The organism is Vreelandella olivaria, from assembly GCF_023507745.1.
GTDB classification, from domain to species: Bacteria; Pseudomonadota; Gammaproteobacteria; order Pseudomonadales; family Halomonadaceae; genus Vreelandella; species Vreelandella olivaria_A.
Genome location: NZ_JALPZO010000131.1, coordinates 18,423 through 30,684 on the forward strand (window position 1 = coordinate 18,423; position 12,262 = coordinate 30,684).

A 12,262-nucleotide genomic window follows, 5' to 3' on the forward strand; every position below is an offset into this window, starting at 1 on the left:
GTTGGCGAAGTAATCTTTGTACATGAGAAAGCGTCATTTTCAACGCACAAAAAACGCCCCGTGGCATCAACCAGGGGCGTTGCTCTCATATGTAACGAGGGGGTCTTTTATAGACCGGCAGCATGACGCAGAGCGTCTGCCTTATCGGTTTTTTCCCATGGAAACGCGGTAAAGGTCTCTTTATGTTCTTCACCTTTATCATCAACCCAGGTGTAGCTGTGCTCAAACGGCTCACGACCAAAGTGGCCATAGGCAGACGTCAGGCGGTACATGGGGTGTAACAGGTCCAGCATGGTGGTAATGGCGTAGGGGCGCAGATCAAAATGCTCGCGCACCAGGGCAACAATCTTTGCATCATCGATTTTGCCGGTACCAAAGGTATCAATCGCAACCGAAGTCGGCTCGGCAACACCAATCGCGTAGGAGACCTGAATCTCACATTTGTCCGCCAAACCCGCCGCCACCACGTTTTTGGCAACGTAGCGTCCGGCATAGGCCGCACTGCGATCAACTTTGGAGGGGTCTTTACCCGAAAATGCGCCACCACCGTGGCGTGCCATACCGCCGTAGGTATCAACGATAATTTTACGACCGGTCAGCCCACAATCTCCTACCGGACCGCCAATCACGAATTTACCCGTCGGATTGATGTGGTACTGGGTGTTTTCATCCAGCCACTCAGCAGGAATCACCTGTTCGATGATTTCACGCTTGACCATTTTGCGCAGGTCTTCCTGATCAATTTCAGGATCGTGCTGGGTAGAGAGCACTACCGCATCAACGCCACAGGGCTGACCTGCCGCATTATAGCGGAACGTCACTTGGCTCTTGGCATCCGGGCGCAACCACGGCAGCAGACCGTGTTTGCGCAGTTCTGCCTGACGCTCAACCAAACGGTGCGAATAGTGGATCGGCGCTGGCATAAACGAATCGGTTTCGTTAGTGGCATAGCCAAACATGAGGCCCTGGTCACCAGCACCCTGGTCTTCAGGTTTAATGCGATCAACGCCCTGAGCAATCTCAACGCTCTGCTTGCCGATCAGGTTGATCACCCCACAGGTCGCACCGTCAAAGCCCACATGGGATGAGGTATAACCGATATCGGCAATCACCTCACGTACCAGCGATTCCAGATCCACCCACGCGGAGGTAGTGATCTCACCGGCAATAATGGCAACGCCCGTCTTCACCATGGTTTCACAGGCAACGCGAGCCTGTTTATCCCGGGCGATAATGGCATCCAGCACCGCATCGGAAATCTGGTCGGCAATCTTGTCAGGATGCCCTTCAGAGACAGACTCGGAGGTAAACAGGGAATATTCGCTCATCGCGCTCTCGACCCTCTGTATGACGGCTGCTTCATAATGACTGCAGCATCAGCAGGAAATCATGGCAGGAGATACCCTGCCCGTAAAAGGAAGCGGCACCACCATTCACCACTTCGGGAGGCAGAGTCTACACGCTGTTGGGGGTTCTTCCCAGAACGTGCTCTCAGAATTTGCCGCCGCCGGGGAAGTCAGCGACAATAGTGCCTCTATTATTTCTGTTTTCAGGCGAGGAGCACCCCCCATGCCGTCCCGTTTTGAGCTGGCCAATGCCATTCGCGCCCTTTCCATGGATGCTGTTCAGAAGGCCAAATCCGGCCACCCTGGCGCCCCCATGGGTATGGCTGATATCGCCGAGGTGCTATGGAATGACTACCTCAAGCACAACCCCGAAGACCCGAAATGGGCCGATCGTGACCGGTTTGTGCTCTCTAATGGTCATGGTTCAATGCTGCTTTACTCATTGTTGCACCTTAGCGGCTATGAGTTAAGCCTGGAACAACTACAGAATTTCCGCCAACTGCACTCGCCCACCGCAGGCCATCCTGAATTTGGTTACGCGCCAGGCATTGAAACCACTACCGGCCCACTCGGCCAGGGTTTCGCCAACGCAGTAGGTTTTGCGATTGCCGAAAAAACGTTGGCTGCCCAGTTCAACCGCCCTGGCCACACCATCGTTGATCACCACACATGGTGCTTTCTGGGCGATGGCTGTTTGATGGAAGGCATCTCTCATGAAGCGGCTTCATTGGCGGGCACTCAACAACTTGGCAAGCTGATTGCACTCTACGATGACAACGGCATCTCCATTGATGGCGAAGTCGAAGGCTGGTTTACCGACGATACTGCCAAACGTTTCGAATCATACGGCTGGCACGTGGTACCCAACGTTGACGGCCATAAGCCTGAAGAGATCAAAGCTGCCATTGAGCTGGCCAAGAGTCATGACGACAAGCCCAGCCTGATTATCTGCAAAACCATCATCGGCTTTGGTGCGCCCAACAAGCAGGGCAAAGAGGAAGCTCATGGCGCCCCCTTGGGAGATGACGAAATCGCGCTAGCACGCAAGCAGCTTGGCTGGGAGCATGCGCCCTTCCATATTCCGGAACCTATCTATTCCCAGTGGGATGCCCGCGCAACAGGCAAAGCCCGCCAGCAGGAGTGGGACGCACGCTTTGCACGCTATACCGAGGCTTTCCCCAATGAGGCACGGGAATTTAAGCGCCGTATGAAGGCACAGCTTCCCACTGAACTGGCAACTGAAGCCCTGGTTGAACAAGCTCAGGAGAAGGGGGAAAGCATTGCCTCCCGCAAAGCCTCGTTTGAGGCCTTAAACGTAATTGGCCCGCAAATGCCGGAACTACTCGGTGGCAGTGCCGACCTGGCGCCTTCTAACCTGACGTTCTGGAAAGGCGCCAAGGCGATTACACCAGAAGATGCCAACGGCAACTACCTGCACTACGGGGTACGCGAATTCGGCATGGGTGCCATCATGAACGGTATTGCTCTGCATGGGGGCTTTGTACCCTACGGCGCAACTTTCCTGATCTTTATGGAGTACATGCGTAATGCCGTGCGTATGGCGGCACTAATGGGTCAGCAGGCCATTTATGTCTTTACCCACGACTCCATTGGCCTGGGTGAAGATGGCCCAACCCACCAGCCAATCGAGCAGCTCACCAGCCTGCGAACCACACCGAATCTGAACACCTGGCGCCCCTGTGATGCTGTGGAAACAGCAGCGTCCTGGGATGCCGCCCTTAAGCGTCACTCCGGCCCCACGGCGTTAGTGCTATCACGCCAGAATCTGCCTCACCAGCCGCGAACCAAAGCTCAATTGGCCACGATTCAGCGTGGCGGCTATGTGCTCAAGGATAGCGATGGCACGCCTGAGCTCATTTTGATTGCCACAGGCTCTGAAGTCGCTCTGGCGATGGATGCAGCGGCGGAACTGGAAAAACAGGGTAACGCAGTTCGGGTAGTTTCCATGCCCTCCACCTACCGCTTTAACGGCCAGGATGCCGACTACCGTGAAAGCGTGCTGCCCAAAGCGGTTACCAAGCGTATCGCTATCGAAGCAGGTCACGCCGACTACTGGTACAAGTACGTTGGCCTGGATGGCCGTGTGATTGGCATGACCACCTTTGGTGAGTCGGCACCGGCTGGAGAGCTGTTTAAGCACTTTGGCTTCACTGTTGAAAATATTGTTAAACAGGCCAATGAGCTGCTGGGCTAACGTACGGGCAGGCCAGGCACAGGGCGCACAATGCCCGCGCTAAACGGTCTGCTATGGCTGATTAGCTTCTGGTTACTGGGAGAAGTGGTTATCCACTTCTCCGGACTGCCAGTTTCTTCCGGGGTGGTCGGCATGCTACTGCTGTGCGCCACCCTGGTGGTGATGGGCCGGGTACCCACCAGTATCGCAGCAGCGGCTCAACCGCTGATCGCGCTTCTGGCCATGCTGATTATGCCCGGTGTGGTTGGGGTGTTTTTTATTCTTGATGAGATGGCAGGCCAGTGGGTTGCCATTTTCACCGCGCTGCTACTCGGTACACTGCTAAGTGTTATCACCACGCTATGGCTACTGAAACGTTTGATTGGACAAGCCAATGCCCGCTAGCGTGCTCTCAACATTAACCAGCACGCCTCTGTTTTCGGTAGGCTTGACGCTTGCCGCCTTTCTGCTGGGCAATTCGTTATTTAAACGGTTTGGCAAACCCTCATGGCTGCCTGCTATTTTAATTGCCGCTCTGCTGCTGGCGGGTACGTTGGCACTGCTTGGTTTACCCTATACCACCTATCAGCAAGGGGCCAATTGGCTAACCATACTACTAGGCCCTGCAACCGTTGCCCTGGGTATGCCCCTTTACCAACAGCTGCCCCACATTCGGGAACTATGGCGGCCGCTCGCAATATGCCTGCCTATTGCTGCCACACTTGCTGCCTGTTATGCCTTATGGATCGCTTGGCTGATGGGTAGCCCTACTCCTATTCTGGCTTCCATTGCCGCTAAATCAGTGACAGCCCCGATCGCCATGGGGATTACCGAGCAGTTGGGTGGAACCATTCCTCTTCTGATGGGCTCTCTGCTGATCACTGGCGTTGCCACTATTCCCTTCGTCAGCCTGACGGCACGCCTGTTAAACATCGACGATGAGCGCCTCATAGGCTTTGCCCTGGGCTTGAATGGCCATGCCATTGGAACCGTTCGGGCGTTTGATATCAGCCCTACTGCAGGGGCCTTTGCCTCACTGGGCATGAGTCTCACCGGTATATTCACTGCCCTACTGCTACCGTTAGCCTGGAGGCTGATAGGCGTTGGCAGCTGAAATACGTTATCATCGCACATAAACTCGTGCCCGATACGGGCCCTGCTTCATTTTTAAGAGCCGCCTCGTTACATGGCCAAGACAACCTCTAAGTATCGCATTGCCATTAATGGTTACGGGCGCATTGGACAGTGCGTGCTTAGGGCATTGATTGAGCGTGGTCACTCAGATATTGAGGTGGTGGCCATCAACGAGCTTTCTGATCTCGCGACAATTACCTACCTTACTCGCTATGACACCACCCACGGACGTTTCCCTGGCGATGTAGAGAATGATGGCAACGCCTTGATCATCAATGGTCAGCGCATCCAGATACTCTGCGAGCGAGACCCGCAAGCACTGCCCTGGGCTGCCCTGGAGATCGACTTGGTGCTTGAGTGCTCCGGCAGCTTTAAGGACCGGGCCACCGCTGAACAGCATCTGGCTGCTGGTGCCAAACGGTTACTATTTTCACAGCCAGCTGAAAACGATGTGGACGCCACTATCGTGTGGGGAATCAATGAGCATGAATTGGCGCTTTCACAGCGTATCTTATCGGCGGCGTCTTGTACCACTAACTGCCTGGTACCGCTGCTAACCATATTGGATGAGGCGTTGGGTCTTGAACATGGTGTCACGACCACTATCCACTCCGCCATGAACGATCAGCCCGTTATAGACGCCTATCATCAAACTGATTTGCGTCTTACCCGCTCGGCCATGCAATCGATTGTGCCTGTGGATACCAGCCTGGCCGTCGGTATCAGCCGCCTGATGCCTTCGCTTACCGGACGCTTTGAGTGCCTGCACGTCCGGGTGCCCACGATCAATGTCTCCGCCATGGATGCCGCCTTAACCGTACGCCATGACACAACAGCCGCACAGGTTAATGCACTACTTCGTTGTGCCAGTGAGCAACGCCTGAACGGTGTACTCGGCTATACTGAAGCCCCCATGGCCTCGATTGATTTTAATCACGACCCACGCTCTGGCATCCTGGACGCCACACAGACTCGGGTGGCTGGTAAGCGTTTGATCAAGCTACTGTGCTGGTTTGACAACGAATGGGGATTTGCCAATCGCATGCTGGATATCAGCCAGCGTCTGGCAGCACTCCAGGCGGGGAAGGCTCGCACAGGGCCGCATGACTCTTTTTTATCCGTTTGAACACGAGGTAACCGCTCACATGAACGTGCAAAAAATGACTGATCTGCCCCTGGAAGGGCAGCGTGTGCTGATTCGTGAAGATTTGAATGTACCGATTAAAAATGGCCGGGTATCCAGCGATGCACGGTTGCGGGCAGCTCTACCAACGATTCAGGCGGCGACTCAAGCGGGGGCAAAAGTCATGCTGATGAGCCACTTAGGTCGCCCAACAGAAGGTGAGCCCGCCGATGAGTTTTCTCTGGCCCCCGTCGCTGCCCACTTAGGTGAGCTGTTAGGCCACCCGGTGTCGCTGGTCACGGATTATCTCGACAACCCACTTTCACTGAATAATGGCGACGTGGTGCTGCTCGAGAACGTTCGCTTTAACACTGGCGAAAAGAAAGACGCTGAGCAGCTTTCCAAACAGTATGCTGCGTTGTGCGATATTTTTGTTATGGATGCCTTCGGCACGGCACACCGTGCTCAGGCCTCTACCCATGGCGTTGCCCGCTTTGCCCCCACCGCCTGTGCAGGCCCACTGCTGTCCCAGGAGCTGGATGCTCTTGAGAAAGCGTTAGCGGCCCCTGCCAGACCGATGGTCGCCATTGTTGGCGGCTCCAAGGTTTCCACTAAGTTGGATGTGTTAACAGCGCTTTCTGAAAAGTGCGATCAGCTTATTGTTGGCGGAGGCATCGCCAACACCTTTATTGCCGCCGCAGGCTATAATGTGGGCAAATCGCTCTATGAAGCAGATTTAATTGGCCAGGCAAAAACACTGATGGACAAGGTTGCCATCCCTCTACCCAGCGATGTAGTGGTAGCGACTGAATTTTCAGAATCCGCAGCTGCAGTGGTAAAACCGGTTGATCAAGTCGCCGATAACGAAATGATTCTGGATATTGGCCCTGATACTGCTGCCCATTTTGCCAGCCTGGTAAAAGACGCGGGCACCATTTTATGGAATGGCCCGGTCGGAGTATTTGAGATTGATCAGTTCGGCAAAGGCACAAAAGTGCTTTCTCGCGCCATTGCAGACAGTCAGGCTTTCTCAATCGCCGGTGGGGGTGATACGTTAGCAGCCATTGATAAATATGCCATCGCCGACCGAGTTTCCTATATTTCTACCGGCGGTGGTGCGTTTCTTGAGTATGTCGAGGGCAAGCAACTACCTGCCGTCGCCGCGCTCAAAGCTGCCGCCCAGCGCGGTTAATACTCAACGATTTGAACCTGCACGCTCACTGCACCCGTTCACACTGACAACCCAGATAAGGTGACCTCATGGCTTTGATCAGCATGCGCCAAATGCTCGACCACGCAGCCGAATATGGCTATGGCATTCCAGCATTCAACGTTAACAACCTTGAGCAGATGCGCGCCATCATGGAAGCCGCCGATGCCACCGACTCCCCGGTCATCGTGCAAGCCTCCGCTGGCGCACGTAAATATGCTGGCGCCCCTTTCCTCCGCCACCTGATTCTGGCTGCGGTGGAAGAGTTCCCCCATATCCCGGTGGTTATGCACCAAGACCACGGCACCAGCCCCGCCGTCTGCCAACGTTCCATTCAATTGGGTTTCTCATCCGTCATGATGGATGGTTCGCTGGGTGAAGACGGCAAAACGCCGACGGACTACGACTACAACGTCAATGTCACTCGCCGTGCGGTGGAAATGGCCCACGCCTGTGGTGTTTCAGTGGAAGGCGAGCTAGGGTGCCTGGGTAGCCTGGAAACCGGCATGGCGGGTGAAGAAGATGGTATCGGTGCCGAAGGCAAACTGGACATGGAGCAACTGCTGACTGATCCAGAAGAAGCAGCCGAGTTTGTAAAAGCCACCCACGTGGATGCACTGGCAATCGCGATTGGTACCAGCCACGGCGCCTACAAGTTCACCAAGCCGCCCACGGGCGATACGCTCTCTATTCAGCGCATTAAAGAGATTCATGCACGTATTCCGGATACCCACTTGGTCATGCATGGCTCCTCATCGGTACCCCAGGAGTGGCTGGAAGTGATTAACCAGTACGGCGGTCAGATTCCGGAAACCTACGGTGTACCGGTTGAAGAGATTGTCGAAGGCATTAAGCACGGTGTACGCAAGGTCAATATCGACACTGACTTACGCCTTGCCTCCACGGGTGCCGTACGCCGCTTTATGGCCGAGAACCCCTCTGAGTTCGACCCACGCAAATTCCTTAAAGAAACCGTTACAGCAATGCGCGACCTCTGTATCGCTCGCTATGAAGCTTTTGGTACAGCAGGCAATGCGAGCAAAATCAAACCCATCAGCCTGGAGGCAATGTTCGAACGCTACGAGCGCGGTGAGCTGGCCCCTAACGTTAAATAAGTTTTTCTTTAGTACGTTGATAAGGCGGCCCAAAGCCGCCTTTTTATTGTTGCAACGCAGCGTAAATAGGCTATTACTTAGGGGAGCCACAAATACTTCTATTCTACGCAAGGTAACAACCTTATGAAAAAATCCCCCCTGATGATGTCAGCAACGCCAATGGCCATGTTTGATATCTGGAAAGCGGGGTTTATGGCGTTTGAGCTTTGGAGTTCTTCGTTATCGACCATCAACAAACGTCAACAAATGTGGCAAACACAACCATTTTTTAGCCCATCAATGATGCTTGAAAATCAACGCATGGTGACTGAAAAGATTGAGGCCAGTATGGAAGCCGGTTTGGTAATGCAAAAAGCACTGTTCAGTGCCATGAGCGGTCACTATGCTCCCTGGTGGGTAACCAGCCAAAAAACCATGAAACCATATCATCGTCGCAGCAGCGCCAACTCGCGTCGCCTGTCGTCTTAATAGCGTCTATAGGCTCAACTTCCTCACTCTTAATCTCCTGGCTATCATGGCCAAGGAGGTTATCATCTGTAAAAAAATTATCAAACAGTGTTCACAAAGGGCGAAAAATCTCGTTCAATAGCAGTATGGTCGGCTTCAACCAACATGGGTAGCGCATAAGGCGCTCCAAGGAACGACAATGCCACTTCCACTTTTGCTGTTTGATTGTGATGGCACCCTCGTCGATAGTGAACCTCTTTTGGCCGCAGAGATGGCCGTTGGACTAAACTCCATCGGCTTACCGTTTGCCTCTTCCGATTACCTTGGGGAGTTTCGTGGCGCCCGCTTTCGACGTATTGTGGCCGAGCTTCAGCAACGCTATGGCGATGTGGATGCCGGTCAGCTCGCTCGCATGGAACAAGCAATGCGCGCCAATCTGGCCAACCGCCTGGCCAATGAGCTGACCACCATTCCTGGCGCACGTGAATCGCTGGATGTATTAAGCAACTACCCTAGCGCTGTTGTTTCCAATGGCCCAGAGAGTAAAATTCATACGGCTTTGCAGGCGACCGGGCTAGCTGACTATTTTGGTAACCGGCTGTTTAGCGGCTATACCGCCAACTGCTGGAAGCCAGAACCCTGTTTACATTTACACGCAGCCAGTATCATGGGCTTTGCCGCTCATAACTGTATTGCCATTGACGATGCATTAGTGGGCGTTCGTGCAGCACTGCAGGCAGGCATGACAGTGATTCATTTAAACCGCTTTCCGGATGCTGAAGCCACACCTGAAGGTGCAATCATGATTAGCAATATGTATCAGTTGCCCACCGTCGTTGAGCGCCTCACCCATGAATTATGGCAAGTAGCAGTGCCCACATACATAACAGAGAAATAGTAATCGTATGGCTTCATTGCACGACCAGCTCGGCGGGCTTGTATACTCAACCGAACAGGGTAAAACGTGCCCCGATTGCCGCGAGCCTATTGATCACTGCAGCTGTGAAGCTGCCAGCGAGCAGGAGCGTCTTGCCACATTAGATGGCATCATACGTATACGCCGTGAAACCAGCGGACGTAAAGGCAAGGGTGTCACCACTATCAGTGGTATACCGCTGACCAGTGCAGAGCTGAAAACGCTCGCCAAGTCACTGAAAAAGCGCTGCGGCACTGGCGGCGCAGTAAAAGATGGCGTTATCGAAATTCAAGGCGATCACCGCGAGACGCTGAAACAAGCATTAACGTCATTAGGCTACCAAGTAAAGTTGGCGGGTGGCTAATACACCTCAATGATGTCGGTTTGCCGCTGAGTAAATCGCAAAAGGGCAAGGCACTACAATGGTTTGGCTGGAATACCTGCTACCGCTTATCTTCCTATTTCCCATGGCAGCAATGGGCGGCATCGTGTTGGCACTGCGTAGCCTCCACGACGCTCGCGTACAATCACCGTTCAACGCACCTCTGCGCGAACCCGGACAAGCCCTGCGGTATCGGTTAGACCAAGCCTTCTCCAGCCTGTTTCTCAATGGCGCACTCGGCCCCATTATCAGCCTTGCGCCCCTGGTATATGGTATGGGCCGTATGCTATTTGTCGTCCGGCAGGATTGGGTGGAGTGGGCTCTCTACGGCTCACTTAGCACCCTCCTGGTGCTGGCATTTTCGTTGCTATTGATACGCGATTACCAGCGGATACGCCGCCTTAAGCTCGGCCTGGCCTGTGAATTGGCAGTGGGTCAGGAACTTGAACGTCTGGTTAGGCCCGAAGCGCATCCCTATTATGTATTCCACGATGTTCCCACCGATAGCTTTACGATTGATCATGTTGTCGTGACACCACACGGCGTTTTTGTTGTTGAAACCCGCGCCCGGGCTCTCGCAATCAGCACCGATGGCAAAGAGCTTAACAGTGTGGCAGTTGAACGTGAGCGTTTACGCTTCCCTCACTGGCAGGAACGCCGACCACTGCATAAAACCCGTCAGGGGGTAAGTTGGTTAACCCAATGGCTGGAACGGCGTTGTGGTGTCTCTGTGCCGGTCAAGGGCGTACTGGTACTACCAGGTTGGCAAATCGATACCAGCGAAGCATCACCGGATATCCTGGTGGTCAGTGGCGAGCAATTAGCCCGCCAATTAACTGAGCTGAAGCCAGGGCATATGAGCGATGCGATTCACGATAAAGTGATTCATATTTTGCTTGAGCGCGCACGACTCATGGAACTGAAACACCTCCGCCAGCCCTCGGTATAGAGCACGCGAATTAGTCACCGCGCAGACGGCCACCCATTTCCTGGGCAAGATCCACTGCATAGTGGTCGGTCATACCTCCGATAAAGTCCAGCATCCGCCGATAACTATCGTAGAGTGTCCAGGAAGGCAGAGGCGTATTTTCACCGATTAACGCTAACACCCGCTGATGCTTAAACGAGCTTTTCCCCGTATGGTGCAATTCATGGGCAGCACCAATAAATGCTTCAAGCAGGATACCCAGCGTTGTGTAAGCACCAATTTCCAGTTTGGCTTTGCGCTCATTCTGGAAGATACGCTCTCGGGCTAACTGTTTCGCTGCACGAACACCCCAACCCAGGTCCGGATGGCATAACTCCAGCAAGTCCTCCCCCAATGTTCCGCTTAACAGCGCCTGCTCATGTTGCACAAAAACAGCACCCACATCATTAACGGCTCGCTCCATGGCCGCTCCTCTCAGCAGCGCGATGCGTCGGCGCTGAGAGACATGCCGACGCTCCATATCGGCATAGTCAGGTGGAAACTCCCCAGCGATTTGGCGCAGAATCTCCACCACCTCTTCATAGCGAAGAATCCCCATTTCCAAGCCATCTTCCAGATCCAGCAAGGCGTAACAGATATCATCAGCTGCTTCGACCAACCACGCCAAGGGATGCCTGCACCATCGCTGCTCTCCCTGGGGCAATAGACCAACTGCCTCCGCCACTTCTTTTAGCAGTGCCTGCTCGGACTGGTAACAGCCGAACTTACCTGCCCGGCCACTGTAGCGCACGGTCCAGGGATATTTAAGCAGTGTTCCCAGTGTTGCGGCAGAGAGGCGCATGCCGCCATTGAACTGGTTATACTCAATCTGGGTTATGACGCGAAAGCCCTGGGCATTACCTTCATAAGTAAGTAAGTCTTCACGCTCCTCTGGAGACAAACCTTCCAGTAGTCCACCCCCCTGAGCACGGTGGAACCAGTCACGAATAGCGTACTCTCCAGCATGTCCAAAAGGAGGATTACCAATATCGTGTCCCAAACAAGCCGTTTGAACGATTACGCCAAGATCTGCCGGGGTAATCCAGTCAGGTAAGCGATCGTGCAACAGCTCACCTACAATCATGCCTAGTGAGCGGCCCACACAGCCCACTTCCAGTGAGTGGGTTAACCTCGTATGAATATGATCATTCTCAGTCAGCGGATGAACCTGAGTTTTACGCCCCAAGCGCCGGAAGGAGCCGGAAAAGACGATGCGGTCATGATCTTTGTGAAAAGGACTACGCCCTATTTCCCGCGTACTTCCAGAACGTTTATCGTGAATCCGCTGCGGGGAAAGCAGTCGATCCCAGTGCATCTGTGCCATAGTCTTCCTCCTTGAGCACTGCATTTTGACACAAATCCTGACCTGATAAACAACAAAAAGCCCCGAACACACTGTGCTCGGGGCTTCTCTTCAATAAGTGCCTG

Annotated in this window: 12 protein-coding genes; 10 read left to right on the forward strand and 2 right to left on the reverse strand. The window is 53.9% G+C overall.

The genetic code is table 11. The annotated features are described in order from the left end of the window. Nucleotides 1-107 precede the first annotated feature (107 nt). Nucleotides 108-1,328 carry a methionine adenosyltransferase gene (gene metK / locus HP566_RS15520; RefSeq protein WP_249978187.1) on the reverse strand — a complete coding sequence of 407 codons (1,221 nt, stop codon included), beginning with the start codon at nt 1,326-1,328 and terminating at the stop codon, nt 108-110. A 241-nt stretch (nt 1,329-1,569) separates the two neighbouring features. On the opposite strand from metK, the gene tkt reads away from it, so the two are divergent. The 10 genes from tkt (at nt 1,570) to HP566_RS15570 (ending at nt 10,816) form a co-directional block, all read left to right on the forward strand. Beyond that, on the forward strand, nt 1,570-3,561 hold the full coding sequence (gene tkt, locus HP566_RS15525) for a transketolase (protein WP_249978197.1): 1,992 nt from the start codon (nt 1,570-1,572) through the stop codon (nt 3,559-3,561). Between the two features lie 30 nt (nt 3,562-3,591). After that, nucleotides 3,592-3,945, forward strand: a complete 354-nt coding sequence (locus HP566_RS15530; protein ID WP_249978188.1) for a CidA/LrgA family protein — start codon at nt 3,592-3,594, stop codon at nt 3,943-3,945. Then, the gene (locus HP566_RS15535) at nt 3,935-4,654 is read left to right on the forward strand and encodes an LrgB family protein (protein WP_249978189.1); all 720 of its coding nucleotides are present in this window, start codon (nt 3,935-3,937) and stop codon (nt 4,652-4,654) included. Before HP566_RS15530 ends, HP566_RS15535 begins: the two co-directional genes overlap by 11 nt. Before the next feature lie 72 nt (nt 4,655-4,726). Continuing rightward, nucleotides 4,727-5,800: a type I glyceraldehyde-3-phosphate dehydrogenase gene (locus HP566_RS15540; protein ID WP_249978190.1), complete on the forward strand. Its 1,074-nt coding sequence runs from the start codon at nt 4,727-4,729 to the stop codon at nt 5,798-5,800. A gap of 19 nt (nt 5,801-5,819) precedes the next feature. Further along, on the forward strand, nt 5,820-6,989 hold the full coding sequence (locus HP566_RS15545; RefSeq protein WP_249978191.1) for a phosphoglycerate kinase: 1,170 nt from the start codon (nt 5,820-5,822) through the stop codon (nt 6,987-6,989). Between the two features lie 68 nt (nt 6,990-7,057). Beyond that, nucleotides 7,058-8,122, forward strand: coding sequence for a class II fructose-bisphosphate aldolase (fba, locus tag HP566_RS15550; protein WP_249978192.1), 1,065 nt, complete (start codon nt 7,058-7,060; stop codon nt 8,120-8,122). A 165-nt stretch (nt 8,123-8,287) separates the two neighbouring features. Continuing rightward, nucleotides 8,288-8,590: a hypothetical protein gene (locus HP566_RS15555; RefSeq protein WP_249978198.1), complete on the forward strand. Its 303-nt coding sequence runs from the start codon at nt 8,288-8,290 to the stop codon at nt 8,588-8,590. Between the two features lie 178 nt (nt 8,591-8,768). After that, nucleotides 8,769-9,467: an HAD family hydrolase gene (locus HP566_RS15560; RefSeq protein ID WP_249978193.1), complete on the forward strand. Its 699-nt coding sequence runs from the start codon at nt 8,769-8,771 to the stop codon at nt 9,465-9,467. Between the two features lie 7 nt (nt 9,468-9,474). Then, nucleotides 9,475-9,849 carry a translation initiation factor Sui1 gene (locus HP566_RS15565; RefSeq protein WP_249978194.1) on the forward strand — a complete coding sequence of 125 codons (375 nt, stop codon included), beginning with the start codon at nt 9,475-9,477 and terminating at the stop codon, nt 9,847-9,849. A gap of 58 nt (nt 9,850-9,907) precedes the next feature. Further along, nucleotides 9,908-10,816, forward strand: a complete 909-nt coding sequence (locus tag HP566_RS15570; RefSeq protein ID WP_249978195.1) for a nuclease-related domain-containing protein — start codon at nt 9,908-9,910, stop codon at nt 10,814-10,816. A gap of 10 nt (nt 10,817-10,826) precedes the next feature. Here the strand turns inward: HP566_RS15570 and HP566_RS15575 are convergent, their stop codons facing one another. Further along, a complete protein-coding gene (locus tag HP566_RS15575; protein ID WP_249978196.1) occupies nt 10,827-12,158 on the reverse strand; it encodes a deoxyguanosinetriphosphate triphosphohydrolase in 1,332 nt (443 codons plus the stop codon). Between the last annotated feature and the right edge of the window lie 104 nt (nt 12,159-12,262).